Annotated in this window: 25 protein-coding genes and 1 pseudogene; 14 read left to right on the top strand and 12 right to left on the bottom strand. The window is 74.9% G+C overall.

All coding sequences use genetic code 11. The annotated features are described in order from the left end of the window. Nucleotides 1–13 precede the first annotated feature (13 nt). Nucleotides 14–1,294 (top strand): cysteine--1-D-myo-inosityl 2-amino-2-deoxy-alpha-D-glucopyranoside ligase, encoded by a 1,281-nt coding sequence (gene mshC / locus ACZLMO_RS12125; protein ID WP_425714229.1) that lies wholly within the window; start codon nt 14–16, stop codon nt 1,292–1,294. Between the two features lie 74 nt (nt 1,295–1,368). Beyond that, nucleotides 1,369–2,241, top strand: a complete 873-nt coding sequence (locus ACZLMO_RS12120) for a VOC family protein (RefSeq protein ID WP_425714240.1) — start codon at nt 1,369–1,371, stop codon at nt 2,239–2,241. Between the two features lie 82 nt (nt 2,242–2,323). Here the strand turns inward: ACZLMO_RS12120 and ACZLMO_RS12115 are convergent, their stop codons facing one another. Then, nucleotides 2,324–3,226, bottom strand: coding sequence for a PAC2 family protein (locus ACZLMO_RS12115; RefSeq protein ID WP_425714228.1), 903 nt, complete (start codon nt 3,224–3,226; stop codon nt 2,324–2,326). A 49-nt stretch (nt 3,227–3,275) separates the two neighbouring features. Between ACZLMO_RS12115 and ACZLMO_RS12110 the strand changes: the two genes are divergently transcribed. After that, nucleotides 3,276–3,959: an HAD family hydrolase gene (locus ACZLMO_RS12110; protein WP_425714227.1), complete on the top strand. Its 684-nt coding sequence runs from the start codon at nt 3,276–3,278 to the stop codon at nt 3,957–3,959. Nucleotides 3,960–4,106: 147 nt separating this feature from the next. On the opposite strand, the gene ACZLMO_RS12105 is transcribed toward ACZLMO_RS12110, so the two are convergent. Continuing rightward, entirely contained in the window at nt 4,107–4,958 is an 852-nt protein-coding gene (locus ACZLMO_RS12105; RefSeq protein WP_425714226.1) for a RecB family exonuclease, read from the bottom strand. An 80-nt stretch (nt 4,959–5,038) separates the two neighbouring features. Here ACZLMO_RS12105 and ACZLMO_RS12100 point away from each other — a divergent pair, with 80 nt between their 5' ends. The 7 genes and pseudogenes from ACZLMO_RS12100 (at nt 5,039) to ACZLMO_RS12070 (ending at nt 13,346) form a co-directional block, all read left to right on the top strand. After that, on the top strand, nt 5,039–5,866 hold the full coding sequence (locus ACZLMO_RS12100; protein ID WP_425714225.1) for a site-2 protease family protein: 828 nt from the start codon (nt 5,039–5,041) through the stop codon (nt 5,864–5,866). An 11-nt stretch (nt 5,867–5,877) separates the two neighbouring features. Next, nucleotides 5,878–6,771, top strand: a pseudogene (locus ACZLMO_RS12095) (tRNA (adenine-N1)-methyltransferase); the annotation flags it as partial. A 487-nt stretch (nt 6,772–7,258) separates the two neighbouring features. Then, complete coding sequence (arc, locus tag ACZLMO_RS12090) at nt 7,259–9,046, top strand: proteasome ATPase (protein ID WP_425714223.1); 1,788 nt, start codon at nt 7,259–7,261, stop codon at nt 9,044–9,046. A 7-nt stretch (nt 9,047–9,053) separates the two neighbouring features. Then, nucleotides 9,054–10,628 (top strand): depupylase/deamidase Dop, encoded by a 1,575-nt coding sequence (gene dop, locus ACZLMO_RS12085; protein ID WP_425714222.1) that lies wholly within the window; start codon nt 9,054–9,056, stop codon nt 10,626–10,628. 83 nt (nt 10,629–10,711) lie between these two features. Then, the gene (locus ACZLMO_RS12080; RefSeq protein WP_425714221.1) at nt 10,712–10,900 is read left to right on the top strand and encodes a ubiquitin-like protein Pup; all 189 of its coding nucleotides are present in this window, start codon (nt 10,712–10,714) and stop codon (nt 10,898–10,900) included. Further along, nucleotides 10,897–12,306: a Pup--protein ligase gene (gene pafA / locus ACZLMO_RS12075; protein WP_425714220.1), complete on the top strand. Its 1,410-nt coding sequence runs from the start codon at nt 10,897–10,899 to the stop codon at nt 12,304–12,306. The genes ACZLMO_RS12080 and pafA overlap by 4 nt, the downstream gene beginning before the upstream one ends. Then, on the top strand, nt 12,303–13,346 hold the full coding sequence (locus ACZLMO_RS12070) for an FKBP-type peptidyl-prolyl cis-trans isomerase (RefSeq protein WP_425714219.1): 1,044 nt from the start codon (nt 12,303–12,305) through the stop codon (nt 13,344–13,346). The genes pafA and ACZLMO_RS12070 overlap by 4 nt, the downstream gene beginning before the upstream one ends. Before the next feature lie 89 nt (nt 13,347–13,435). Here ACZLMO_RS12070 and ACZLMO_RS12065 read toward each other — a convergent pair whose 3' ends face one another. From ACZLMO_RS12065 to ACZLMO_RS12035, 7 genes are all read right to left on the bottom strand, one after another. Beyond that, nucleotides 13,436–13,954 carry a DUF7507 domain-containing protein gene (locus tag ACZLMO_RS12065; protein WP_425714218.1) on the bottom strand — a complete coding sequence of 173 codons (519 nt, stop codon included), beginning with the start codon at nt 13,952–13,954 and terminating at the stop codon, nt 13,436–13,438. 2 nt (nt 13,955–13,956) lie between these two features. Further along, nucleotides 13,957–14,937 (bottom strand): hypothetical protein, encoded by a 981-nt coding sequence (locus ACZLMO_RS12060; protein WP_425714217.1) that lies wholly within the window; start codon nt 14,935–14,937, stop codon nt 13,957–13,959. Further along, on the bottom strand, nt 14,934–15,722 hold the full coding sequence (locus tag ACZLMO_RS12055; RefSeq protein WP_425714216.1) for a signal peptidase I: 789 nt from the start codon (nt 15,720–15,722) through the stop codon (nt 14,934–14,936). The genes ACZLMO_RS12060 and ACZLMO_RS12055 overlap by 4 nt, the downstream gene beginning before the upstream one ends. Next, nucleotides 15,719–16,633, bottom strand: a complete 915-nt coding sequence (locus tag ACZLMO_RS12050) for a hypothetical protein (protein WP_425714215.1) — start codon at nt 16,631–16,633, stop codon at nt 15,719–15,721. The genes ACZLMO_RS12055 and ACZLMO_RS12050 overlap by 4 nt, the downstream gene beginning before the upstream one ends. Further along, on the bottom strand, nt 16,630–17,241 hold the full coding sequence (locus ACZLMO_RS12045) for a hypothetical protein (protein ID WP_425714214.1): 612 nt from the start codon (nt 17,239–17,241) through the stop codon (nt 16,630–16,632). Before ACZLMO_RS12045 ends, ACZLMO_RS12050 begins: the two co-directional genes overlap by 4 nt. Before the next feature lie 87 nt (nt 17,242–17,328). Continuing rightward, entirely contained in the window at nt 17,329–18,003 is a 675-nt protein-coding gene (locus ACZLMO_RS12040; protein ID WP_463653888.1) for an alternate-type signal peptide domain-containing protein, read from the bottom strand. Between the two features lie 494 nt (nt 18,004–18,497). Then, complete coding sequence (locus ACZLMO_RS12035) at nt 18,498–19,100, bottom strand: nucleoside/nucleotide kinase family protein (RefSeq protein ID WP_463653887.1); 603 nt, start codon at nt 19,098–19,100, stop codon at nt 18,498–18,500. Nucleotides 19,101–19,253: 153 nt separating this feature from the next. Between ACZLMO_RS12035 and hisF the strand changes: the two genes are divergently transcribed. Beyond that, nucleotides 19,254–20,051, top strand: a complete 798-nt coding sequence (gene hisF, locus ACZLMO_RS12030) for an imidazole glycerol phosphate synthase subunit HisF (protein ID WP_463653886.1) — start codon at nt 19,254–19,256, stop codon at nt 20,049–20,051. A 16-nt stretch (nt 20,052–20,067) separates the two neighbouring features. On the opposite strand, the gene ACZLMO_RS12025 is transcribed toward hisF, so the two are convergent. From ACZLMO_RS12025 to ACZLMO_RS12015, 3 genes are all read right to left on the bottom strand, one after another. Further along, nucleotides 20,068–20,862, bottom strand: a complete 795-nt coding sequence (locus tag ACZLMO_RS12025) for a ferritin-like domain-containing protein (protein WP_463653885.1) — start codon at nt 20,860–20,862, stop codon at nt 20,068–20,070. Between the two features lie 10 nt (nt 20,863–20,872). Next, nucleotides 20,873–21,844 carry a hypothetical protein gene (locus tag ACZLMO_RS12020; protein ID WP_463653884.1) on the bottom strand — a complete coding sequence of 324 codons (972 nt, stop codon included), beginning with the start codon at nt 21,842–21,844 and terminating at the stop codon, nt 20,873–20,875. 89 nt (nt 21,845–21,933) lie between these two features. Beyond that, nucleotides 21,934–22,641, bottom strand: coding sequence for a TIGR03085 family metal-binding protein (locus ACZLMO_RS12015; RefSeq protein WP_425714208.1), 708 nt, complete (start codon nt 22,639–22,641; stop codon nt 21,934–21,936). A gap of 77 nt (nt 22,642–22,718) precedes the next feature. Here ACZLMO_RS12015 and hisI point away from each other — a divergent pair, with 77 nt between their 5' ends. From hisI to ACZLMO_RS12000, 3 genes are read left to right on the top strand one after another with little or no spacing between them, the layout of a single operon-like run. Next, nucleotides 22,719–23,150 carry a phosphoribosyl-AMP cyclohydrolase gene (gene hisI / locus ACZLMO_RS12010; RefSeq protein WP_463653883.1) on the top strand — a complete coding sequence of 144 codons (432 nt, stop codon included), beginning with the start codon at nt 22,719–22,721 and terminating at the stop codon, nt 23,148–23,150. Then, on the top strand, nt 23,147–24,751 hold the full coding sequence (locus tag ACZLMO_RS12005) for an anthranilate synthase component I (protein ID WP_463653882.1): 1,605 nt from the start codon (nt 23,147–23,149) through the stop codon (nt 24,749–24,751). The genes hisI and ACZLMO_RS12005 overlap by 4 nt, the downstream gene beginning before the upstream one ends. Beyond that, nucleotides 24,748–25,563 (top strand): Trp biosynthesis-associated membrane protein, encoded by an 816-nt coding sequence (locus ACZLMO_RS12000; protein WP_463653881.1) that lies wholly within the window; start codon nt 24,748–24,750, stop codon nt 25,561–25,563. The genes ACZLMO_RS12005 and ACZLMO_RS12000 overlap by 4 nt, the downstream gene beginning before the upstream one ends. The last annotated feature ends 2 nt before the right edge of the window (nt 25,564–25,565 follow it).

Raw genomic sequence — 25,565 nt, 5'->3', positions numbered from 1 at the left:
CTAGGGTCGAACGGTGAGGTCCTGGTCCGCTCCCGTCGTCCCCGAGCTCCCCGACCGTGGCGGGGAGGTGCGCCTGACCCCCACCGTGGGACTGCCGCCCGGCGGCTCGCCCGAGCCGCAGGACGAGTCCACCCGTCGCCTCTACGTCTGCGGCATCACGCCCTACGACGCCACGCACCTCGGCCACGCCGCCACCTACGTCGGTTACGACCTGCTCGTGCGGGCGTGGCTCGACGCGGGCGTCGAGGTGGCCTACGTGCAGAACGTCACCGACGTCGACGACCCGCTCCTCGAGCGCGCCACCGCCACGGGCGTCGACTGGCGCGCCCTCGCCGAGGAGCAGACCGACCTGTTCCGCTCGGACATGACGGCTCTGCGGGTGGTCCCGCCGAGCGCGTACGTCGGCGCGGTGGAGTCGATCGACCTCGTCGTCGAGGCCGTGAGCCGCATGCTCGCCTCGGGTGCCGCCTACCGCGTGCCCACGCCCGACGCCCTCGACGACGACGCGGCCGGCGACGTGTACGCCGACCTCTCGGCCGACCCGAGCTTCGGGACCGTCTCCGGCATGTCCCGTGCGGAGATGCTCGAGGTGTTCGGCGAGCGCGGCGGCGACCCGGAGCGCCCCGGCAAGCGCGACGCCCTCGACCCGCTGCTGTGGCGGGTGGCGCGGGAGGGCGAGCCCGCGTGGGACGGCGCGGGGCTCGGCCGCGGTCGCCCCGGCTGGCACATCGAGTGCGCGTGCATCGCGGCCGTCCACCTCGGTCTCCCGATCGACGTCCAGGGCGGCGGCAGCGACCTGCTGTTCCCCCACCACGAGATGTCCGAGTCGCACCTGCGCGTCCTCGCCGACCGCCCCGGCGCGGTGCGGCTGCACGCCCACGGCGGGATGGTGGCCTACGAGGGCACGAAGATGAGCAAGTCGCTCGGCAACCTCGTGCTCGTCTCGCGCCTGGTCGAGGCGGGGGAGGAGCCTGCGGCCGTCCGGCTCGCGCTGCTTGCCGGGCACTACTCCGCGGACCGCGAGTACTCCGACCAGGTGCTCGAGCGGGCGAAGGAGCGGCTCGCCACGTGGCGCGCCGCGATCGCTGCGGCTTCGGCCGACGGCGCGCGGGAGCGTGCCGTGCTCGACGGTGTCCGGGCGGCGCTCCGCGACGACCTCGACTCCCCGCGTGCGCTCGGCGTGGTCGACGACTGGGCCCAGGAGGTGCTGAGCGGCGCCGGGGAGGACGGGGCGCCGGGGACGCTGGTCAGGGACGTCGTCGACGCCCTGCTGGGGGTCGACCTCGGCGTGTGAGGGGGACCCCACCCGCGATGTGGCGTGCGGCGCTGGAATAAGTTGATGCTTCAACTAGTTTTGCCGGTATGACGATGACCCGCCCCGAGCTCGAGCTCCTGCCCGCCACGACGACCATGGGGACCGTGCGCCTGCGTGTGCGCGACCTCGACGCCGTCGTGCGCTTCTACGAGGACGGCGCCGGTCTCGTCCGCGTGGGCGAGGGGCCCGGCAGTGTCCAGCTCGGCCTGCCGGCAACGGAGGCGTCGCCCGCAGAGGTCCTCATGGAGATCACGCACGCCCCCGACCTGCCGATGCGCGCGAGCGGTACCGCCGGGCTCTTCCACACGGCGATCCTCTACACCTCGCCCGCGGACCTCTCGGCGGCCGTCCTGCGGCTCGCCCGCGCCGGCGCCCGCTTCACCGGGTCGTCCGACCACCTCGTCTCCGAGGCGTTCTACTTCGACGACCCGGAGGGCAACGGGGTCGAGCTCTACGTCGACCGCCCGCGCGACCAGTGGACCTGGACGAACGGTCAGGTGGAGATGGCGACGATCTTCCTCGACCCCAACCAGTACCTCGCCCGCCACCTCGACCGCGAGGAGGGCGTCCCCGTCGGCGCGACCGTCGGCCACGTCCACCTCCAGGTCGGCGACACCGGCACCGCCCGCCGCTTCTACGTCGACACCCTCGGGTTCGAGGCGACCTTCGAGTTCCCCGGGCAGGCCCTCTTCGTCTCCGCCGGCGGCTACCACCACCACATGGCGATGAACGTGTGGGGGAGCCGCGGCGCCGGGTTCCGCGCCCCCGCGCTCGGTCTCGGCCGCTCGATCCTCGAGCTCGGCGACCCCGAGGCCGTCGGTGCGGCGGCCGAGCGGCTGCGCGCGGCCGGTCACCAGGTCGACGACGACGGGGCAGCCCTCGAGGTCGACGACCCGTGGGGCAACCGCCTGCGCCTCGTGGGCTGACCCGAGGACGACCGACGCCCGGCCGGCTCTGCCACGTGCGGTGCCGGTCGGCGCAGCGCCGTCGTGCCCTGGAGCGCCCCGGTCACATGCCGGTCGGCGGCGTCGTGCCCGTGCCCTTGCCCGGGCTGCCGCCGTCGCGCCGGCGCAGGTAGCGCTCGAACTCCCGCGCGATCGCCTCGCCGCTCGCCTCGGGCAGCTCGGCGGTGTCCTTGGACTCCTCGAGCATCTCGACGTACTCCGCGACGTCGGAGTCCTCCTGCGCGAGCTCGTCGACCGCCCGCTGCCACGCGACGGCGTCCTCGGCCAGGTCGCGCAGGGGCAGCGAGATCCCGACGAGGGTGTCGAGGGCCATGAGCAGCGCGAGGGTGGCCTTCGGCGAGGGCGGCTGCGAGACGTAGTGCGGGACGGCCGCCCACATCCCGACCGAGCGCAGCCCGCGCGCCTGGCCGAGCGCGCCGAGCACGCCGACGATCCCCGTGGGCCCCTCGTAGTCCGGGGCGGACAGCCCGAGCGACTCCTGCAGCTCGCGGTCGTCCGTGGCCGACTGGACCGGGATCGGGCGGGTGTGCGGGACGTCGGCCAGCAGGGCGCCGACGGTGACGAGCGTGCGCACGCCCGCCGCGTCGAGGGCGTCGAGGATCTCGGCGCAGTACCGCGACCACCGCATCGACGGCTCGACCCCCTGGACGAGCACGAGCTGCTCCCCGGTCGTCGGGGAGGTGGCGAGCACCACCTCGGTGACGGGGAAGGTGAGGGCCCGGAAGCCGTCGGGGCCGCGCTCGATCCTCGGCCGGTTGACCTGGAGGTCGTGGAACTCCTCCGGGTCGAGGACCGTGAGGGTCTCGGTCTCCCACTCCGTGGCGATGACGGAGAGCGCGGACGTGGCCGCGGAGCCCGCGTCGTTCCAGCCGTCGAACGCCGCGAGGGCGATGAGGCCGTCGCCCGGCGGCAGTGCGTCGTCGGGCCGTGTCGTGTCGTCCTGCATACGGCCCAGGGTAGGTCTCCCGCGCGGGAGCGCCGGGTAGGGTCGGTCCGTGACGATCCCCGATCTTCCCGAGGCCGTCCTGTGGGACATGGACGGCACCATCATCGACTCCGAGCCCGTGTGGTTCGTCCATCAGAAGGCGCTCATCGAGGAGCTAGGCGGGCGGTGGAGCGACGAACGGTCGCAGGAGCTCCTCGGGCTCAACCTCGAGGACGCCGCGCGGGTGATGATCGACGAGGGCGGGATCGACGCCGAGCCGGCCACGTTCCTCGACGAGCTCGTCGGGCGCGTGGTCGCGCACGTGCGTGCCGAGGGCGTCGACCGGCGCCCCGGCGCGTTCGAGCTCATCGCGCAGCTGCGCGAGGCGCGCGTGCCGCAGGCGCTCGTCACCGCCTCCTACGCGCCGTTCGCCGAGACCGTCGCGGAGCTCGCGGGCGGCTTCGACGTCGTCGTGCCCGGTGACCGGGTCGAGCGCGGCAAGCCGGACCCGGAGGGCTACCTCCTCGCCGCGCGACTGCTGGGCGCGGACATCGAGCGCTGCGTCGCGATCGAGGACTCGCCGAACGGGCTGCGGGCCGCGCGCGCGTCGGGCGCCCGCTGCCTCGGGGTCCCGCACATGTCGACGATCCCCCACGCCGCCGGGCTCTCGCGCGTCGCCAGCCTCGCGGACGTCGACCTCGAGACGATCCGGGACATCGGGCTCGGCCGGGCGGTCGATCTGCTCGCCGCCTGACGCGCCGGCACCTCCGGCCGGGGCCGGCAGGACCGCGAGGTCCGCGCCCGCGGGAGGACGTGCGAGATCCGTGCCCGCGGGAGGACGTGTGAGGTCCGCGCCCGGGGGAGGACGTGCGAGGTCCGTGCCCGCCCGCGCCGCGAGGACTCAGGCGCGGCGGACGGTCAGCAGCCGCTCGATCCCGGTGGCCGGGAGCTCGGGCGGCTCGCCCCCGAACTGCGGGCACCGGTCCTGGAACGAGCACCACGGGCACAGCTTGGACGGGCGGGGCGGGAACACGCCGCTGACGGCGGCCTCCTCGATCCGCCCCCAGATCTGCTCGATCCGCTCCTCGGCGGCGAGCAGGTCCCGCTCCTCGGGGTCCACGGTCAGCGTGCGGCCGTCGGCGAGGTAGACGATCTGCAGGCGGCTCGGCGCCACGCCGGTCGAGCGCCACAGCACGAGCCCGTAGAACATCAGCTGGAACGTGGCCTCGCCCGCGAACCGCGCCGACGGCGACTTGCCCGTCTTGTAGTCCACCACCCGGGTCGCGCCCGCCGGGGAGCGGTCGAGCCGGTCGACGATGCCGCGCAGCAGCACCCCGGAGCCGAGCTCGGCCTCGACGTGCATCTCGCGGCCCGCCGGTTCGAGGCGGCGCGGGTTCTCCATCCGGAAGTACTGGGAGACGAGCGCGCGGACCTGGTCCATCCACGCGTCGGCGTCCTCCGGCGATGTGAACAGCGAGTCGAGCCGCGAGTCCGCCGTGCGGATGTCCTGCCACGCCGGGTCGACGAGCGAGAGCGCCACCGGCTCGGTGCGCTCGGGCGCCGGCTGGTCGTAGAGGCGCTCGAGGACCGAGTGGACGACCGTGCCGCGGGTCGCGGCCGGCGAGGGCGGCTCGGGCAGGCGGTCGACGACGCGCAGGCGGAACATGAGCGGGCACTGCTCGAAGTCCTTGGCCCGCGACGGGGACAGCGCGGCCCGGGTGGGGGTGCGGCGGGGGGCCGGGGAGGTGGGCATGTCCGCAGGCTAACGACCGGGGCCGACACCGCCGTGGACCGGGCGACGCGCCTGTGGAGAAGGTGTGGTGGGCTGGTGCTGTGGACCCCGAGCCCCGCCGCACGCCCGGCCTCGTCGTCGCCCGGGTCGCGGGCGCCCCGGTCGTCCTCACGTGGAGCTGGCTCGGGCTCGTCGCCGTCGTCGCGCTCGTCTACGGACGGATCCTCGCCCGCCCCGAGCAGTCCGGGCTCGTCATGGGGCTGCTCGCCGCCCTCGCCGTCACGATCGCGGTCCTCGTCCACGAGCTCGGGCACGGGCTGACCGGCGCGGCGGTGGGGATGCGGCCGCGCGAGTTCGTCCTCACCTTCGTCGGCGGCCACACGTCCTTCGACGGGACCGGGCGTGGGCCGTGGGCGTCCGCGGCCGTCACCGCCGCCGGTCCGGCCGGGAACCTGCTCCTCGCCGGCGTGGGGTACCTCCTCGCGCCGCTGGCCGAGGGGAGCTCGCCGTGGGAGGCCGCCCTCGACGTCGGCGTCGTGATGAACGTGGTCCTCGCCGTGTTCAACCTCGTCCCGGCCCTCCCGCTCGACGGCGGCCGGCTCTGGCTCGAGGTCGGCGAGGGGCTGACCGGGCGGCCGCTCGCCGGCCTGCGGGCGCTCGGCGTGCTCGGCTGCCTGCTGGCCGTCGCGGTCGTCGGTGTCGCGGTGCTGATGTTCGCCCGGTTCGGCGGCTGGGCGGGGCTCGTCGTCGTCGCGGCCGCCGCCTCGGCCGGGGCCACCCTGTGGTCGGGCGGGGCGCGGGCGGTGCGGGACGCCGGCCGGCTGAGGCGCGAGCGCAGGGACGCCGGCGAGCACGACCTCGCCCACGAGCACGACGACCCCCACGGTGACACCACCGGCCACGACCTCCCCCCGGGGGACCGCACGTAGACTGCCCCGCCGTGACCACCGAGCCCGAGACCACGCCCGAGAGCGCCGACCGGCCCGCCGGACCGGGGCACCGCCGCGGCCCGTTCCGGGCGGGGGAGCGGGTCCAGCTCACCGACGTCAAGGGTCGCCACCACACCGTGCACCTCACGCACGACGGCTACTTCCAGTCCCAGCGCGGCTCCTTCCACCACCGCGACCTCATCGGCCGCGACGAGGGCACCGTCCTCGCCACCCCCACCGGCCACGACCTGCTCGCGCTGCGGCCCCTGCTGTCCGACTACGTCATGTCGATGCCGCGCGGCGCCGCCGTGGTCTACCCCAAGGACGCCGGGCAGATCGTCCAGATGGGCGACATCTACCCGGGCGCCCGCGTGGTCGAGGCCGGCGTGGGCTCGGGCGCGCTCAGCATGTCGCTGCTGTCCGCGATCGGCGAGACCGGCACCCTCCACTCGGTCGAGCGGCGCCCGGAGTTCGCCGAGATCGCCGAGGCCAACGTCGACTCCTGGTTCGGGGGCCGCCACCCCGCCTGGACCGTGACCGTCGGCGACCTCGCGGACGTGCTGCTCGACGCCGAGCCCGGCAGCGTCGACCGGATCGTCCTCGACATGCTCGCCCCCTGGGAGAACATCGGTCCGGCCGCCCACGCGCTCGCGCCCGGCGGCCTGCTCATCGCCTACGTCGCGACCACCACCCAGCTCAGCCGGGTGGTCGAGGACCTTCGGGGCAGCGGCCGCTTCACCGAGCCGCGGCCGTGGGAGGCGATGGTGCGCGGATGGCACGTCGAGGGGCTCTCCGTGCGCCCCGACCACCGCATGGTCGCCCACACCGGCTTCCTCGTCACCGCCCGCGCGCTCGCCGACGGGTCCGCCCCGCCGCAGCGCACGCGTCGCCCGGCGAAGGGGGCCGGGCCGCTCGGCGCCGGCGCGCACGGCCACGCGGCCGACCTTGCCTCGGGGGCCGGTCCCCGCCCGGCCTCCGACGACGAGACCCGCGACACCACGCCCGACGACGCCGCACCCCCGGCCGTCGACCCGCCCCGCACGTCGACCCATGCCCGGACCTCCCGCCACGCCCCGCCCGTGGGCGTGGACTCCGGGGCGCCCGAGGGCGACGCCGAGGGCTGGGCCGCCGCGCTGTCCGCGGGCGAGCGCACGATCTCGGTGAAGAAGCTCCGGCGGGTCGGCAGGGACGTCCGGCGTCGTGCCGAGATCGAGGAGTCCGGCTACGCGTCCCGTCCCGCCGCACCCGAGGAGAACACGACGGCCGGGACCGGCGCCGACGACGCTGCAACCCACGCCCCGGACGAGGGTGCGACGACCGAGGAGTGACCTGCACCCTGGCGACCTGGGCCGTTCGGCATACGCTGGATGTCTGCCACGTGACGGGAGCGGAATGACGCAGGAGATGTACTCAGAGGCGCGGGCGCGCGAGCTCGAGCAGCAGGCGATCTCGCTCGCCGGCAAGAACGAGCGGCTCTCGGAGTCCCTCGGCAAGGCGCGCCAGCGCCTCATCGAGCTCCAGGAGCAGGTGGACTCGCTCACGGCGCCGCCGAGCACCTACGGCACGGTCGTCGAGGTCCAGCCGGTCGACCGGTTGGCCGACGTGCTCGTGGGCGGCCGCCTCATGCGGCTCACCGTGTCCACGGTCGTGCCCGTCGGGGCGCTCCTGCCGGGCCAGCGCGTCGTCCTCAACGACCAGCTCGCGATCGTCGCCGCCGCCGGCTACGAGCCCAACGGCGACGTCCTGTCGGTCAAGGAGGTCCTCCCGGAGCACCGGGTCCTCGTCGTCGGACGGGGGGAGGACGAGCGCGTCCTGTCCGTCGGCGGCGTGCTGCGCGAGACGCGGCTGCGCCCCGGGGACCTCGTCCGCGCCGACCTGCGCACCGGTTTCGTCCTCGAGCTCGTCCCGCGCGCCGAGGTCGAGGACCTGCTCCTCGAGGAGGACCCGGACACCGAGTACGCGGACATCGGCGGGCTCGGCCCGCAGATCGAGCGCATCCGCGAGGCCGTCGAGATGCCGTTCAACCACCCCGAGCTCTACGCCGAGCACGGGCTGCGCGCCCCGCGCGGCGTGCTGCTCTACGGCCCGCCCGGGAACGGCAAGACCCTCGTCGCCCGCGCCGTGGCCACCTCGCTCGCGCGGTCCGCGGCCGAGGACTCCGGCGCCGGCCGCGCCCACTCCTACTTCCTGTCCGTCAAGGGGCCGGAGCTGCTCACCCGCTACGTGGGCGAGACCGAGCGGCAGATCCGTGTGATCTTCTCGCGCGCCCGGGAGAAGGCCCGCACCGGCGTGCCGGTCATCGTCTTCTTCGACGAGATGGAGGCCCTGTTCCGCACGCGCGGCTCGGGCGTCTCGTCCGACGTCGAGACGACGATCGTGCCCCAGCTGCTCGCCGAGATCGACGGCGTCGAGGCCCTCGGCAACGTCATCATCATCGGCGCCTCCAACCGCGAGGACATGATCGACCCGGCGATCCTGCGCCCGGGCCGCCTCGACGTGAAGATCCGCATCGGTCGCCCCGACGCGGCCGGCGCCCGCGAGATCGTCTCGAAGCACCTGACCCCGGACCTGCCGATCCACGACGACGAGCTCGCCGCGCACGGCACGCCCGAGGCCGCGGTCGAGGCGATGGGGTCCGCGATGGTCGACGCGATGTACCTGCGGGACGAGTCCACCGCGGTGATGGAGCTGACCTACGCCTCCGGGGGCACGCGCGTCCTGCACGTCGGCGACCTCACCTCGGGCGCCATGCTCGCCTCGGTGGTCGACCGGGCGAAGAAGCACGCGATCCAGGACCTCGTGGCCGGTCGCGGCCGCGGGCTGCGCACCGAGCACCTGCTCGCCGGCCTGCGCACCGAGATCGGCGAGAACGAGGCCCTGCGCACGGCCATCAAGCCCGCCGACTGGGCGCGCGTGTCCGGCGCCGACTCCGAGCCCGTCACCGCGATCCGCCAGCTCCCGGGGCGGCGCAGGGGCGCCGCCGCGGAGGGCGGCGGTGCCGTGGAGGGCGGTGCTCCCGTCGTCGTCGGCCCGGACGGAGCCACGAGCCAGGGCCCGACGACGAACGGCCCCGCGCCGACCGTCGCCCGTCCGGAGTACCCGGATGCGGCCGAGGCCACGGCGCGGCGGGGGAGCGGACGCCCGATCGACGACGTGCCCACCACCGGCGGCTACCTGTGAGCGCGTCATGACCGTCCGCCGCGTCATCGGCACCGAGACCGAGTTCGGCGTCCTCGACCACACCGACCTCGGCGCGAACGCCGTCGCCCTGTCCACCCGCGTGGTCCTCGCCTACCGCGGCGCGGACGGCACGGCGGCCCACCCGAGCGCCCGGTGGGACTACGTCACCGAGGACCCGCTCAACGACCTGCGCGGGCACCGGATGCGCCGCGCGTCGGCCCACCCCTCGCTGCTGACGGACGACCCGGACCGGCCCGCGCCGGCCGGCCCGGCCCAGCAGGTCGAGCGGCCGAGCGCCGAGGAGCTCGACCTCCCGGTCGCGAGCAACGCCCTGCTGACGAACGGCGCCCGCCTCTACGTCGACCACGCCCACCCCGAGTACTCCGGCCCCGAGACCGTGGGCCCGCTCGAGGCGCTCGTCCACGACCGCGCCGGCGAGCGCGTGGCGGTGCGCGCGATGCACGCCGACGGCCGCGAGGGCCTCACGCTGTACAAGAACAACGTCGACGGCAAGGGCGCCAGCTACGGCACCCACGAGAACTACCTGCTCGCCCGCGACGTCGACCTCGGCGACCTCGTCCGGTACCTCACGCCGCTGCTCGTCACCCGCCAGGTCGTGGCCGGCGCGGGCCGGGTCGGCCTCGGGCAGCGCAGCGAGCGGCCCGGCTTCCAGATCGCCCAGCGCTCGGACTACGTCGAGAACGACGTCGGGCTCGAGACGACGTTCAACCGCCCGATCGTCAACACGCGCGACGAGCCGCACGCCGACGCCGGCCGGTACCGGCGCCTGCACGTCATCGGCGGCGACGCCAACCTCTTCGACGTCCCGTTCGTGCTGCGCACGGGCACCGTCGCCCTGCTTCTGTGGCTCCTCGAGCGCGGCTCCGTGCCGATCGGCCTCGACACCCTGACGATCGCCGCCCCGGTCCCCGAGGTCCAGCGGATCAGCCACGACCCGACGCTGCGCCATAGGATCGCCATGCGCGAGGGACCCGACCGCACGGCGCTCGACATCCAGCGGATCTACCGCGACATCCTCGCGGGCGCGGTCGACGAGTGCGGGGGTCCCGACGCCGAGACGACCCAGGTCCTCGAGCTGTGGTCGCGAGTGCTCGACCGGCTGGCCACGGACATCGACTCCGCGGCGCCCGACGTCGAGTGGGTGGCCAAGCGCCAGCTCCTCGAGCGGATGCGGGAGCGCGACCAGCTCCGCTGGGAGGACCCGCGCCTGGCCGCGCTCGACCTCCAGTGGCACGACCTGCGCCCCGACCGCTCGATCGTCGCCCGCCTCGACGCGGCCGGCCGCGTCACGCGGCTCGCCGACCCCGAGGACGTGCGGCGCGCCGAGCACGCCCCGCCGGAGGACACGCGCGCCTACCTGCGCGGCGAGGTCCTGCGCCGGTACCCGGACCAGGTCACCGGCATCGGCTGGGCGAGCATCGTCCTCGACCTGCCCGGCCGCGAGCGGCTCGCCCGCATCACGCTGCCCGAGCCCGCCCGGGGGACCCGCGGCCTCGTCGGCGACCTCCTCGACGCCAGCCCGGACGCCGGGGTGCTCCTCGGCCGCCTCACCGGCGGCTGACCGCCCCGACGCCCCACCCGCGAGACACACGACCACCCCGGCCGCCGCGCCCGACGCCCGGGGACGACAGGAAGGAACTCGACATGTCGGAGCAGGACCAGACCCGCCCGCGCCGCCCGGAGCCCGCGGGCGACGACGGCCCCGCGCCCGCGCCGGCCCAGCGCGCCGAGCAGGTCGCCCGCGTCGACGACATCCTCGACGAGATCGACTCCGTCCTCGAGACGAACGCGGAGGCCTTCGTCCAGGGATTCGTCCAGAAGGGCGGGCAGTGACGCCCGGCGGGACCCCGCCCGCCGACCACCCGCTGCGGCGCCTGTTCGGGGTCGAGACCGAGTACGGCCTGGCCTTCTCCCCGGAGGACCCGGCACACGTCCTCGGCCCGGACGACACGGCCCGGCACCTGTTCCGGCCGGTCGTCGAGCGGGGACGTTCGACCAACGTCTTCCTCCGCAACGGCGCGCGGCTCTACCTCGACGTCGGCTCGCACCCGGAGTACGCGACCGCCGAGTGCGACGACGTCACGGACGTCGTCGTCAACGACCGCGCCGGCGAGGCCATGCTCGCGTCGCTGGCCGAGCGGGCCGAGGGGGCGCTGGCCGCCGCCGGCACGCCCGGGACGCTGCACCTGATGAAGAACAACCTCGACTCCCAGGGCGCGTCCTACGGCTGCCACGAGAACTACCTCGTGCGGCGCCGGCGCGACTACCGCGCCACGGCCGAGTCGCTCGTCACCTTCTTCGTCACGCGCCAGGTGCTCACGGGCGCCGGCCACCTGCGCCGACGCCCCGACGGGAGCGTGCGCTGGGCGTTCTCCCAGCGCGCGGACCAGACCTGGGACGCCGTGTCCGCGGCGACGACCCGGTCCCGACCCATCATCAACACGCGCGACGAGCCGCACGGCGACGCCGAGCTCTACCGCCGCATGCACGTCATCGTCGGCGACTCCAACGTGGCGCCCACGACCACGCTGCTCAAGGTCGGCTCCGCCGAGCTGCTCATCGCCTGTGTCGAGGACGGCCTGCGGCTCGACGACCTCGAGCTCGCCGAGCCCATGCGGGCGATCCGGGAGATCAGCCACGACATCGATGCGCGCGTGGAGGTCGAGCTCGCCACCGGGCGGCGGCGCACCGCCGTCGACCTGCAGTCCGAGATGCTGACCCGGGTTCGCGACCACGTCGACCGCCGTGGCTGGGCGCCCCTGCTGTCGGAGGGTCGGCTCCGCGCGCTCGACCTGTGGGAGCGCGGCATCGCCGCCCTGAGGGCCGGCGACCTCACGCCGGTCGCGACCGAGCTCGACGTCGCCGCGAAGCGCGCGCTCATCGACCGGTACTGCGCGCGCAACCGGGTCGCGCTCGACGACCCGCGGGTCGCGCGCCTCTCGCTCGCGTACCACGACATCACCGCCCACGGCCTGGGCCAGCGGCTGCTCGCGGGCGGGCTGCTCGCCGCCGTGGGCACGGACGAGGACGTCGAGACAGCGAAGGAGGTCCCGCCGTCGACGACCCGGGCCGCGCTGCGCGGCCGGTTCGTCGGCGCAGCCGAGGACGCCCGCCGCGACATCGCGGTGGACTGGGTCCACCTCAAGCTCGTCGACGGCGCCGCCCGGTCGGTCGCGCTCAAGGACCCGTTCGCCGCCGTCGACGACCGGGTGGACGCGCTGCTCGCGGAGCTCGCGTGAGCCGAGCCGCGAGGGGACCGGTGGCCCGACGGGCCGCCGTCCTCGCGTGCGCCGCGGCGCTCGGGCTCGCCGCCTGCGGGCCGGACGAGGGCGGCGGCGCCCGCGAGGCGACGTCGGACTCGATGTCCGAGGCCGCGGCGACCGGGGTCGAGGGTGTCTCGGTGGCCGGTGCGCCGGGCCACCCCGTCGTCGTCATCGACACCCCGCTCGCCGTGGGCGACCCGGTGGCGTCCGTCGTCGACCCGGGCGACGGCCGCGCGCTGACCGCCGGCGGACCGGCGCTGCTCAGCGTCGCCGCGTGGGACGGGACGACCGGCCAGAGCTCCTCGCGCGAGGAGGTCGTCGCGCCGCGGCTCGCCACCGTGTCCGAGGCAGACGTCGGCGCGACGCTCGCCGAGATCCTGCCCGGCGTGCGGGAGGGCGGCAGGGTCGTCGTCGCCGAGCCCGTCGACGTCGAGGGGGCGCTGACGATGCAGGTCGTCGTCGTCGACGTCCTTCCGACCGTGGCCGGCGGGTCGCCGTCCGAGAGCGCGTCGGGGGAGACAGGGTCGCAGGGTGCCGGGGCGGAGTCCCCGACCGGGGGCGAGTCGCCGTCCGGTGGTGGTGAGTCCCCGACGGACGGGAGCGGGTCGCCGACCGACGGCGGGGGCGCGCCCGGTCCGACGGTCGGCACCACCGCCGACGGCGCCCCGGTCGTCGGGATCCCCCCGGGCGACCCGCCCGCCGACCTGCAGAGCCGGGTCGTGGTCGAGGGCGACGGCACGACCGTGCGGCCGGGGCAGGACCTCGTGCTGCAGACGCTGACGATGGACTGGGAGACCGGCGAGGTGCTCTCGTCGAGCTGGGCCGACGGGTCGCCGTCGACCGCGGTGGTCGAGGACCTCGGCGAGGGGGTCCGGCTCGCGCTGCTCGACCGGCGCGTGGGCTCGCGCATCCTCGCCGTCGTGCCGCCGGGTCTCGGCGACGGGGAGCACACGCTCGTCGTCGTCGTCGACGTGCTGGCCGCCTCGGGCGGGGACGACGTCGTCCGCCAGGACTGAGTCTCTCCGCGGTGAGGTCGGCGTCCGCGGTGGGCTCGGTGCCCTCGACCGGGCCGGGGGGATGGAGCCCGGCCGAGGGCACGAGCCGGTCAGTCGGTCGTGAACGTCGTGGTGACGGTGCAGACCATCTGCTCGGTGGGGACGAGTGCGGCCAGCGGGCACTCGATCGCGGCGCCGCCGGAGTCCGTGAGCGCGATGTCGGTGACCTCGACGTCGCCCGAGTTCGTCACGAGGTAGCTCCAGCTCACCTCGGCCCCGGCGGCGACGAGCTCGGGGAGCGGGTCGTGGACCTCGATCGTCAGCTCGGGAGTGCCCGGGTCCTCGGCCGGTGCGTCGTCGACCGGGGTGTCGATCGGTGCGGGTGCGGGTGCGGTGGCCGGTGCCGGTGCCGGATCCGGTTCGGGACGCGGCTCCGGAACCGGTGCGGGTGGAGCGGCACCGGCGCCGGAACCCCCGGGAACGGGCGCCGGCGCCGGATCGGGGGCGACGACCGAGCCGTCGCCGGGGGAGTCGCCGGTGTCGGCGACGGCGGGCGGGGCCACGCCCCACGCGAGCAGGGCGGCCGCGGCGAGGAACCCGCCGGCGGTCAGCGTGCGTGCGGAGCGCATGGTCACTCACCCGTCCCGTCGGTGTCGGCGTGAGCCGCGGTGGCCCGGCGATGGGCGGCGCGGGCGAGCGCGCCGGCGCCGACCAGTCCGGCAGCGAGGGCGATGGCGGTGCCGAGGTCGGGGCCGGTCTGAGGCAGTGCGACCGGTCCGGCGGCGCGGGGGCCCGCGACCGGCATGCGCGACTGTGTCGTGCCGCCGGTGACCCCGCCGGTCGGACGAGGTGCGGAGGTATCGGTCGGCGTCGGCACGGTTCCGTCCGGGCATGTCGTCCCGGCGGTGGTCGCCGCCTCGCCGGCGTCCGTGTCGGTCGCTGCACGGTCCTGGGTCTCCGCGCCGGTCGTCGTCGCGGCGGCGGTGGCCGCCTCGCCGGCGTTCGTGTCGGTCGCTGCACGTTCCTCGGTCTCCGCACCGGTCGTCGTCGCGGCCCGGTGCGCCGTCGGGACGGCGTCGGGACAGGTGGTGACCGTGCTGCCGGTGTCGCCCCGCATCGTCACGCGGACCGCCAGGTTCGCCGCGCGGCGGCCCACCTCGGAGTAGTTTCCCGACGTGGCCTCGACGGGGAAGTCGAGCTCGAGGGGGACCGTGACGATCTCGCCGCGGGCGATCTCCGTCTCCAGCAGCGAGGTGTCGGTGCCCGCGAGCACGGCGAGCGGCATCTCGTTGACGGTGACGTCGTCGAAGAACTGGTCGAGCTCACCGTCGAGGTTGACGTCGACGACGTCGATCGTCATCGTCGCGTCGGTCGGACCGTCGTTGCGGACCCGGAACGCGCGCTGGATCGCGTCACCCGGGACGATCACCTCGTCGAACATCCGCACGGTCACCTCGGGCGCGAACCCGGTGCCGACGTCGATGACGATCGGATCGGTCCCGGTGCTGGGCTCGTCGGCGCCGGCCGGTGTGCTCACGACCAGACCCACGGTGAGTGCCAGCGTGCCGAGCGCGGCGGCGCGGGTACGCAGCCCTGTGCGGAGGGCGCTCACGTCGTCACTGCCTCGGTGCGACGGCGGGACCGCCGCGAGGTCGACGGGAGGGGGGAGTTTCCTGCGGGGGTCGCGGTGCCGGTCAGGTCGTCCGAGGTGTCGGCGCCGGGCGCGGGGGCGTCGTCCGGCTCGTCGGACGCGTCGGCGGAGGGTGCGGGGGCGTCGTCCTCTCCTCGGTCGTCCGTGCCGGCGTCGTCCGCCGGTCCCGGTGCGGGCGTCCCGAGCTCGGCGTCGTCGTCGCCCTTCTTCCGGCCGCCGAGGACGGACGAGAGCACGATCCAGGCGAGGACGGCAATGGCCGCCCCGCCGAGCCACGGCCGGACCTCGGGCTGCGTGAGGTGGCCGACCCACGGCACCCCGTAGATCACGCGGCCTTGGATCTGCTCCATCGTCACCGGGTCGTCGACCGAGCCGTTGGCGTCGCCCTGGGTGGTCACGCCCATCGTCCCGTCCTGGCCGATGGTCACGCCGATGATGCGGTGGGTGACGAGGGTCGGGTCGCCGGACACTGGCTGGATGGTGACGACGTCGCCGACCACCGGGTCGGTGTAGTCCGGGTCGACGACCACGACGTCGCCCGGGGAGTAGGTGGGCTCCATCGAGCCGGAGAGGATCGTCAGCGGGACCCAGCCCATAAACCTCGGGACGATGAACGCGGCGGCCGCGACCGTGACGGCGAGGACGGCGACGACCGCGACGAACCCACGCACGATCCCGGACCACAGCTCTCGGTTGCTCGAGCGGGTGCCGACGGCGTCGCGGGTGCTGGGACGGGTGGTGTTCATGGCGTGACCTCGATGACGGGGGTGAGGACGACGTCGACGTCGTCGCGGGTGAGGGTCTCGTGGGCGGTGACGGTCCACGGCGTGCTGACGGCGAGGTCCCCGCCGTCCGAGGTGCCGGTCGCCGTCACGTCGCCCGTGTGATCGGTCGTGACGGTTTCGATCTCGAGGCAGAACAGCTCAGCGGTGCCGGGCAGCTCGATCGGGGTGCCGTCGTCGACCGGGAGGACGGCGTCGCTCTCGGCGCACCGCTCGGGCGCATCGACAGTGCGCGCCTGGACCCGGAGCACGAGCCCGGGAACGGCGGACTCGAGGGTGAGCTCGACCGCTGCGAGGTCGTGGGGTGAGAGGTCGTTGGCGACGACGGCCGCCCCGCGACCGTCGAACCTGATCTGGTCGACGAGCTCCTGGGGGAGCGGGACGACGACAGGGTCGATCTCGATCTCGGGCTCAGGGGGCGCGGCGGCATCGGGCTCGGGGGAGGCGTCCTCACCGGAGGTTCCGTGCTGTCCGGAACTCACAGGGCCGTCGGCGGACTCGCTCGGCACCGCGTCGCCCGCTGGGTGAGTGCTGTCGCTCGAGGACTCGGGGGGTGCGTCGCTCGGCGACTCGGCGGGCCCGTCGCTCGCGGACTCGGATGCGCCGGCACTGGGCGACTCGCCCGCGTCACTCCGGGACCCGGGGTCGTCGCCCGAGGTCCCGGCACCATCGGTGGGGGAATCGGCGCCGTCGCTCGCGGATTCCTCGGCCGTGATCGACAGGGTCGGGTCGTCGTCGTAGCGGAGGACGTCGATCGACCCCTCCCCGCTCGCGCTCGCCGTCCACAGGGCGAGCGTGCCGGCGGACGCCGCGGCGCCGAGGGCACCGGCCGTCGCGAGGGCCAGAAGTGCCCGGGTGCGTCGGGGGGCGGTCATGACGTCTGCTCCAGCGTGAGCTCGGCCCGCACCGTGAGGAGGTCGAGGTCGTCGGGGTCACCCGTCCGCAGGGGGTGCGGGTTCTCGACGAGGACGTAGACGAACCAGTCCGCGCTCCCGTCGAGACCGTCGGGCAGGTCGGACTGCGTGAGCGACGAGACCTTCCCGGTGGGTGCGTCCGACGGGCTGCGCACGAGTCCGGGGATGCTGCCAGCGGCGACGGCGGCATGGGGGTCGGCGATCGCGGGGTCGGTCGAGACGAACCACTGGTACGGGTAGTCGAGCTCGGCGTCCACCGTGACGTCGACGGTGGCGTCGGCGGTGAGGTTGTCGCCGTCGAGCGCGAGGTCGAAGGCCTGGACGGCCCACGCACGCTCGCCCGACCCGAGGACGTCGGGATCGGCGTTGTCGGGGTGCGGGGTCCAGGTGAGGGAGCCGAGGGCTACCGCGTCGAGGTCTCCGGACGCGATCGTGCCGGCGGTCCCCGCAGCGCCGGCGCTCCACAGCGCGTAGCTGCCCGCGCCGCCGAGCGCGGCCGCGACGAGGGCGGCTCCGGCCAGCAGGACGCCGGGGGCGCGTCGCGCGGCGGTGGGTGATTCGGGGGACATCGTTCCTCGGGTCTCGTGGAAGGGGAGTGCGAGGGGGTGAGACTCCCGGCCGGCCCGCGCGGGCCGGCCGGGAGTCTCAGGTGATCGTCAGATCGCCGGGTGCGGGTACATGCTCTGCTCGAGGGTGATCTCGAGCGAGCCGAGCTCGGTGATGTCGTTGACGCTCACGCGGTCGCCCGTGTCCTCGTCGAAGACGCCGAGGATGACGACGGTCAGCTCGGACTCGCGCGGCAGCACGGTCCAGAACGGGTCGTCGGAGCCGTCCTCCTGGCCGACGCCGTCGGCCTGGAAGCCGAACTCCCGGTCGTCGCCCAGCTCGAGGCCGGTCGCGATCCAGCTGTTCGTGCTGTTGTTGTAGACGCCGTACTCGACGGACAGGCCCTCGAACTCGGCGGTCGCGCCGTCGGCGGGGCCGACCGTAAGGTGGGCGCGGAGGTTGTCACCGTGCAGGTCGACGAGCACGTCCTGCGCACCGACGACGACGTCGCCGGGGACGACGCGGTAGTCGCCGTTCATGTTGGCGATCGTGTGGCCCCAGTCGTGCCGGGGGAAGGGGATGTCCCAGACGATGAACGGGACGCGGTTGAGCGTGGCGTCGTACCACTGGAAGTCGCCCTGGGCCTCGACCTCGAGGTTACCGGCCTGGATCGTGCCGGCATCGACGGACGTGTCGTCCGACCAGAGGGCGAACGTGCCGCCCGAGCCGAGGGCGACAGCTGCGGCAGCGGCGCCGGCGAGGGCGCCGACAGTCTTCTTGCGCACGATTGTTCTCCATTCATGGGTGGGGTGAAACGGGGGATGAGGGGGGGTGCCGACGCATTCATGTGCCGGCGGTCAGAAAGGTAGCAGCGCAATTCATTTGCGCAAGAGCTTCCCGATTCACCGAAAAAGCCGTGAGTTGCGCCGAGTCGTGGCCGTGATCTCCCGTGATCCCGCCGTTTCCCCGAGCTGCCGGTGGACGTGTCGAGCTGCGTCGAGGGCGTGAAACCGGCGTGGTTCCACCGTTTCTGGCCTGTTGTTCAGCGGCGTCTGGACGCCGTCTCGACGCTCGCTGGGCGCAGTCCTGGTATGTTCTCGCGGTTGCTCAGTACGGGCATCGGCGCATTCTGGCAATTATCTCGCGGGTCGGGGACGGTTGCTCGACGAGTATTCGGCGCGACCGGAACAGATGCTCGACAAATTCCCGATCAATGACGATCTGTGAACGACGAATGAATGACAGGAATCGCGAGTGATATGCCCGAGATGCGCGCCGGTCAGCGCGGCGCGGTGAGCCTCAGGTCCGCGAGCTCGGTCGGGTCCGACTGTGCGATCGCCGCGTCCTCCTGGCGGGCCCAGGTGTCCCACCAAGAGGAGACGTCGCCCTCGCGTGACTCGGCGCGGGCCCGCCGGAGGCCCGCCGGCTCATCGAGCCACACGAGTGCGTCGAGCTGCTCATGCAGAAGGGTCGTCCCGCACCCCTCGACCACGACGACGTCCGGGAGCTCGCGGCCCGGTTGAGGGATCGCCCGGTCGGCCCCGGGGGCGGAGCGCAGCCAGTCCCAGGTCGGCGCCGCGCCAGCCGAACCGCGCCGAAGGGCATCGAGCATCGGCCGCACGGCCTCGACCCCGGCGAGCAGGCCGGACCAGCCCGGGTAGTGGTCATCGAGGCGGAGAAGCTCGACCCGGCGCGCGGCTCCCGTGCCCTGGCCCCCGTCGCTCCGTCCCTCGAGCACCGCGACCACGTCGCTCGCGAGGGTCGACTTGCCGGCGCCGGAGCGCCCGTCGATCCCGACGACGACCACCCGCGGGGTCCCCTCGTCGTCGTGCTCGAGGTGGTCCCTGGCGAGCGCGGCGACGGCGTGGGCGGGCGAGGACATGGCGAGCCAACCTACCGGGCAGCCGCGTCCGTGGTGGTACGCCGCCGCCTCCCGTCCCGGCAGGCACCTGTGCACCGGACATGCAGGGTCTCCGGTCCCGCCGCTCGGTACCGTGGAGGGCGAGGCACCGCGGGTGCCACCGGGAGGAGCACCATGTCGTTGGCGGTTCGCGTCATCCCCTGCCTCGACGTCGCCGGGGGGCGGGTCGTCAAGGGCGTGCGGTTCGAGGGGCTGCGGGACGCCGGCGACCCGGTCGAGCTCGCCCGCCGGTACGACGCGGACGGGGCCGACGAACTCACCTTCCTCGACGTCTCGGCCTCGGTCGAGGAGCGGTCGACCACCTACGACGTCGTGGCGCGCACCGCCGAGGAGATCTTCGTGCCGCTGACGGTCGGCGGGGGAGTGCGCACAGTCGACGACGTCCACCGTCTCCTCACCCACGGCGCGGACAAGGTGAGTGTCAACACCGCCGCCGTCGCCCGCCCCGAGCTCATCTCCGACGTGGCCGACCGATTCGGCTCCCAGGTCCTCGTCCTGTCCGCCGACGTCCGCCGGGTGACCGGGGACGTGTCGACCGACTCGGGCTTCGAGGTGACCACGCACGGCGGACGCCGCGGGACCGGGACGGACGCGCTCGAGTGGTGCGTGCGCGCGGCCGAGCTCGGCGCCGGCGAGATCCTCCTCAACTCGATCGACGCCGACGGCACCGAGGCGGGTTTCGACCTGGAGATGCTCACCGCGTTCCGCCGCGAGGTCCGGGTGCCGCTCATCGCCTCCGGCGGAGCGGGGGCGGCCGAGCACTTCGCGCAGGCCGCCCACGCGGGGGCCGACGCCGTCCTCGCCGCCAGCGTCTTCCACTTCGGGACGCTGACGATCGGCGGCGTCAAGGACGCGATGCGCACCGCCGGCGTCGAGGTGCGCAGACCCGGTCCAGCTGCTCCGGCGCGTTGACCGCTCCGGTCCGGGCCTACGCGGGCACGCCCTCGGCGTCGAGGGCGTCGTCGAACACGGTGACGCCCTCCATCCCGGGCAGCCGCGCGATGTTCTGGTCGATGCGGCGCACCTCGGCGCGTCCGTCGGGCCCGCTGAACAGGTGGCCCATGACGTGGCGGACCTCGGTCTGCCCCATGATGCTCGTCCCGACCGGGCGCCAGAACCTCTCGAGGGTGAGCCGGGCGACCTTCCGGGCGGGCTCGCTCTCGGCGAGGCGGGCCCGGGCCTGGGTGGCGTAGAACGCCACGTGCCGCGTCTCCTGCTGCGCGATCCGGCGCAGGAGGACGGCGAGCACAGGGTGCCGCTCGAGGTCGGCCATCCGGCGGTACGCGGCGACGGCGGACCACTCGTTCGCCGCGCCCCACAGCATGTGGGTGGCCACGAAGTCCTGGCCCACGAGGTTGGCGAGCATCGACTGCTTGAGGGAGGACAGCGCCTCGCGCCAGCCGAGCTTGGTCCGTTTCGCCTTGAGCTCGTCGTAGTCGACCGTGACGTCGTGCTCCGCCAGCACGGCGGCCAGCGCCTCGCCGTGCCAGAACTCCTCGCGGTTCCACATCGTCATGAAGCCGGCCACCTCGCGCTCGCGGCTCGACGGCGTCACGAGCAGGTCCCGCAGGTAGCAGACCGTGTGGTACTCCACGTCGCACATGTAGCGCAGGCAGCGCAGCGAGTCCTCGGGGAGCGGGTCGTCGCGGAACGCGGACATGTCGAGGTCCTCGTACCGGACGGGCGTGCTGTCCGCGGCGTAGGTGTCGATGTCGAAGGCCATCGCGGGCTCCTCAGCTGATGCCGGCGCCGACGGGGGCGCGGTCGGTCGGTGTGCGTGGCATGGGGGCCCGGTCCCCGGAGGCAACGGGCGGGAGCGGAGGGACCAGCGGACGCTCCCGGCGCAGCGCGGTGGCGAGCGGGCCGTGCCCACCGAGACCGGGCAGCGCGAGCACGGGGCCGTCGGCGCGTGCGACCACCTCGTCCCGGCCGCCGCCCGCGAAGAGCGTCCGCAGGAACCGGTGGCTCGCCCGGGCGCGCAGCTCGCCCGGGCGCAGCGGGTGGAACCCGCGGGTGAGGAGTGCGCGGGTGAGCCGGACGGCGCGGTCGTCGCCGCCCAGCCGCATCGCGGCCTCCGCGCGGTAGAAGCTCACGTGCTCGAGCCGCCGCGACCGCAGCGGGGCGAGGAGCTCGTCGAGGGCGCCCCGCGCGAGGCCGGCGACCCGGTCGTGGGCGGCGAGCACCGCGCTCTCCTCGGACAGGCCGCGCACCGCGTGCAGGGCCGTCGTGGGCTCGCCCACGAGCGTCGTCCAGACCGGCTCGACGTGCTGGGCGAGCAGGTCCTGGACGTGGGCGAGGCGGTCGAACCGGGTCGACGGCGCGGCTGCGTCGTCGTCGGCCGTGGGCGGCGGGGAGCCGAGGGCGCGGTCGAGGCGCTCCGCGAACCAGTAGCGGTCGTGGGCCCAGGTGGTGAGGAAGGCGGTGTAGCGCGCCTCGCGGGAGGTCGAGGTCGCCAGGACGCGGCGCAGCGTGCTCGTCGCGGTGCGCTCGACGTCCCGCAGGTAGGTCAGGGCGAACCGGACCGACGGGTGGAGATCGGTCGGGCCGAGGGGTGGGGGGTCCGGCGGGCGGTGGTCCCCGAACGCCGTCCGGGTGAACGCCCGCACGTCGAACGACGTCGAACGGACGGGAGCGACCGTGCCGTCGGCGCTGTGCAGGAGGCCCGGCCGCGCGTTCGTCGGAGTCGTTCGCAGGTCGGTCAGCACACGTCGAGGCTAATCGCTGACCGGCAAGGAGGCGTTGGTCAGCCGGCCGAGGAGTGGCTGGTTCCGGCGGGTCGACCGGCACCTGGTCGCTACGCGGGCATGCCCGCGGCGTCGGTATCGGCGGGGTCACCCGTGAGACCGGCGAGGAACCGGTCGATCGTCCCGGGGCGGCCCTCGAGCGTGACGTGGGCGGCGCGGCGGCGACCGTTGGCGTGCAGGGCCAGCTCGACCGGGTCCCCGACCACGGCGACCGCGTCCGCGCCGCGGCGCACGGTCGCGCGCGGCCCACCGGGGACCACGAGGACGACCCCGGTGCCCGCCGTGCGGTACATGAGCCCCGCGGTCGACGAGACCCGCTGCCACAGCTCGCGCAGGAGGTCGGGGCCGATGTCGTCGCGCGGCTCGGCCGGGCCGGAGGAGCCGTCCGCCCCGCGCGGGCCCCGGCGCACGTCCTCGTGGTGGACGACGAGCTCGACGAGGTTGGTCGCCGACTCCGCCCAGCGCACCGGTGACCAGCGCGGACCGCCCGTGGCCACCCGCGCGGCGAGGGCGCGGTAGCCGATCGGGTCGAGAGCGTCGGCGACGATCCGCTGCAGGTGCGGCTCGCGGCCGGGCTCCGCGCGCGAGAGGACGTCGCGCACCATGAGGTCCGGCCGCCGCTCGCGCAGCACGAGGTGCGCCGCGAGGTCGACCACGCGCCAGCCGGCGCACAGCGTGGGGGCGTGAGGGTCGGCCTGGGCGAGGGTCGACGCGAGCGCGGCCCGCTCGACGGCCACCGGTCGTTCGTCGTCGGTCACATGAGGACGGTCCCACACGGGGACGCCGGCGCGCACCCTCCACCGGGCCGCGTCCCGCACCGTGGCACCATGACCGGGTGCCCGACCTTGACGACCCGACCACCGGCCCCGCACCCGCCGGCGGAGTCCTCGACCCGGCGATCGCCGAGCGCCTGACGCGCGACTCGCACGGCCTCGTGTGCGCCGTGGTGCAGGACGCCACGACCCGCGACGTGCTCATGGTGGCCTGGATGAACGACGACGCCCTGCACCGCACGCTCACCACCGGCCGCGCCTGGTACTGGTCGCGCTCGCGGGGCGAGCTGTGGCGCAAGGGCGACACCTCCGGGCACGTCCAGCACGTGCGGTCGGTGGCGCTCGACTGCGACGCCGACGCCCTGCTCGTCACCGTCGGCCAGGTCGGGCCGGCCTGCCACACCGGCACCACGAGCTGCTTCGAGGCGGGCGGCGAGCTGCCCGTCACCGGGACAGAGGCGGACGCCGTGACCGAGACCGGGAGCGCGCGATGAGCGCCGCCGAGCCGGCGACCACGGCCCACCCGTCCGACCCCGTCGACCCGGTCGAGCTCACCTGGGGCGAGACGTGGCCGAGCCTGCCCCGCTTCCGCGAGCTGGCCGCGCACCGCCGCGTCGTCCCCGTCGTCCGCCGGCTCCTCGCCGACGACGTCACGCCGATCGGCGCGTACCGCCGCCTCGCCGCCGGCCGCCCGGGCACCTTTCTCATGGAGTCCGCCGAGGCCGGCCGCTGGTCGCGGTGGAGCTTCGTCGGCGTCGGCTCGAGGGCCACCCTCACCTCGCGGGGCGGCCGGGCCGCCTGGCGCGGCGACGTCCCCGCCGGCATCCCCACCGAGGGGCCGGTGCTCGAGGTCCTCGAGGCCGCGCTCGAGGTGCTCGGCACGCCCGCGATCCCCGGCCTCCCGCCCCTGACCGGCGGGTTCGTCGGCTCGCTCGGCTGGGACGTCGTTCACTCCTGGGAACCCACGCTCCCGCGCCGGGCCCCGGCCGACGACGACCTGCCGGAGGTGGCCCTCTGCCTCGCGAGCGACCTCGTCGCTCTCGACCACGCCGACGGGACGCTGTGGCTCGTGGCTGACGCCGTCAACACCGACGGCTCCGACGAGCGGGTGGACGAGGCGCACGCCGACGCCGTCGCCCGGCTCGACGCGATGCAGGCCGACCTCCTCGCGCCCGCCCCGGCGCACGCGTCCGTGCTCGACCCCACCGCGGCGATGCCCGAGGTGACGGCCCGGTTCGCCGACGAGGAGTTCATGGAGGCGGTCCGCGTCGGCAAGCAGCGCATCGTCGACGGCGAGGTCTTCCAGGTCGTCCTCTCCCAGCGCCTCGACGTCACCACCGACGCCGACCCGCTCGACGTCTACCGGGTGCTGCGGACGGTCAACCCGAGCCCGTACATGTACCTCTTCGCCCTCGACGACGGCGCCGGCGGCGTCCTCCACGTCGTCGGGTCCTCGCCCGAGACGCTCGTGCGGGTCACCGGCGACGAGGTCGTCACGTTCCCCATCGCCGGGTCGCGTCCGCGCGGCGCGAAGCCCGCCGAGGACCGCGCCCTCGCCGAGGAACTGCTCGCCGACCCCAAGGAGCTCTCCGAGCACGTCATGCTCGTCGATCTCGCGCGCAACGACCTGTCCAAGGTGTGCCGGCCCGAGACCGTCGAGGTCACCGAGCTGATGGAGATCAAGCGGTTCAGCCACATCATGCACATCAGCTCGACCGTCACCGGCCGACGGCGCGACGGCGTGAGCGCGCTCGACTGCCTGCGCGCGACCTTCCCCGCGGGCACGCTGTCGGGCGCCCCGAAGGTCCGCGCCACCGAGATCATCGACGAGCTCGAGCCCTCCCGCCGCGGTGTCTACGGCGGCGTGGTCGGCTACCTCGACCTCGCCGGCGACGCCGACCTCGCGATCGCCATCCGCACCGCCGTCCTCCACGACGGGCGCGCCTCGGTCCAGGCCGGGGCCGGAGTGGTGGCCGATTCTGTCCCCGCCACCGAGCTCGAGGAGGCCACCAACAAGGCCGCCGCCGCCGTGCGCGCGGTCCGACTCGCCTCGCAGCTGCGCCCCGCGCCCCGCGGCGCGGGAGGGGGCCGGTGACGTCCGCCGACGGCCCGCGCACGGCGGCCGACGCTCCACCCACCGCGGCCGGCGGCCTCGGCCGTGGGCAGGCGGTGCTGCTCGTCCTCCTGCTCGTCGGGGCGACCCTCCTCGTCGCCCTGCCCACGTGGTCGACCGGCACGGTCCGCACGGCCACCGGTGAGGTCGATCTCGCCGCGACCGGCATGTCCGGGGCGCCCGCGGTGTGGGCGGGCGCGCTCGTGGCCGGAGCAGCCGCGCTGTTCGCCTCGCTCGCACGCCGGGTCGGGACGGTCGTCGCCGGGCTCGCCACCGTCGCCGGCGGCGTCGTCGTCGGCATCGGGGCGGTCGGGGCCGTGCGCGACCCGGGCTCCCTCCTGACCGCGGAGGCCCGCCTCCACACCGGTACCAGCGCGCCCGACGTGGGGTCGGTCGCCGCGCAGCCCTGGCCCTGGGGCGCGGTCGTCACCGGGGTCCTGCTCGTCGTCGTGGGCCTCCTGATCCTCACGCGGGCGCACCGCTGGACCGCGGCCGGCCGCCGGTTCGAGCGCGGCACCGCCGCGGGGTCCACGCGCGGGACGGGCACCACCCCGGGGACGACGACGAACGACGCGGTGCGCGAGGCGTCCGTCGACGACGCCGGCATCCCCTCCGACGACGACACCCCGGCCCCCAGCGCCGCCGGCACCGCCACCGGCCGCCCCTCGTCGCCTGCCGCCACCCGCGCGGACACGGGCTCGGCCTCCGCCGCGGCCGACGCCGAGCGGGACCGGTTCGTCGACGACTGGGACGCGCTCGGACGCGGCGAGGACCCGACCGCGGACCACCGGTAGGC

The organism is Georgenia sp. G2120, assembly GCF_055326485.1.
This window is presented reverse-complemented; position numbering and strand designations above follow the sequence as displayed.

What these genes read in the sequence shown, in the direction of transcription:
- arc (WP_425714223.1), top strand. Translation starts at nt 7,259, where the DNA reads ATGACGCAGGAGATGTACTCAGAGGCGCGGGCGCGCGAGCTCGAGCAG.
- ACZLMO_RS12065 (WP_425714218.1), bottom strand. Translation starts at nt 13,954, where the DNA reads ATGCGCTCCGCACGCACGCTGACCGCCGGCGGGTTCCTCGCCGCGGCC.
- ACZLMO_RS12080 (WP_425714221.1), top strand. Translation starts at nt 10,712, where the DNA reads ATGTCGGAGCAGGACCAGACCCGCCCGCGCCGCCCGGAGCCCGCGGGC.
- ACZLMO_RS12035 (WP_463653887.1), bottom strand. Translation starts at nt 19,100, where the DNA reads ATGTCCTCGCCCGCCCACGCCGTCGCCGCGCTCGCCAGGGACCACCTC.
- ACZLMO_RS12050 (WP_425714215.1), bottom strand. Translation starts at nt 16,633, where the DNA reads ATGACCGCCCCCCGACGCACCCGGGCACTTCTGGCCCTCGCGACGGCC.
- ACZLMO_RS12055 (WP_425714216.1), bottom strand. Translation starts at nt 15,722, where the DNA reads ATGAACACCACCCGTCCCAGCACCCGCGACGCCGTCGGCACCCGCTCG.
- ACZLMO_RS12120 (WP_425714240.1), top strand. Translation starts at nt 1,369, where the DNA reads ATGACCCGCCCCGAGCTCGAGCTCCTGCCCGCCACGACGACCATGGGG.
- ACZLMO_RS12045 (WP_425714214.1), bottom strand. Translation starts at nt 17,241, where the DNA reads ATGTCCCCCGAATCACCCACCGCCGCGCGACGCGCCCCCGGCGTCCTG.
- ACZLMO_RS12115 (WP_425714228.1), bottom strand. Translation starts at nt 3,226, where the DNA reads ATGCAGGACGACACGACACGGCCCGACGACGCACTGCCGCCGGGCGAC.
- hisF (WP_463653886.1), top strand. Translation starts at nt 19,254, where the DNA reads ATGTCGTTGGCGGTTCGCGTCATCCCCTGCCTCGACGTCGCCGGGGGG.
- ACZLMO_RS12025 (WP_463653885.1), bottom strand. Translation starts at nt 20,862, where the DNA reads ATGGCCTTCGACATCGACACCTACGCCGCGGACAGCACGCCCGTCCGG.
- dop (WP_425714222.1), top strand. Translation starts at nt 9,054, where the DNA reads ATGACCGTCCGCCGCGTCATCGGCACCGAGACCGAGTTCGGCGTCCTC.
- ACZLMO_RS12105 (WP_425714226.1), bottom strand. Translation starts at nt 4,958, where the DNA reads ATGCCCACCTCCCCGGCCCCCCGCCGCACCCCCACCCGGGCCGCGCTG.
- ACZLMO_RS12005 (WP_463653882.1), top strand. Translation starts at nt 23,147, where the DNA reads ATGAGCGCCGCCGAGCCGGCGACCACGGCCCACCCGTCCGACCCCGTC.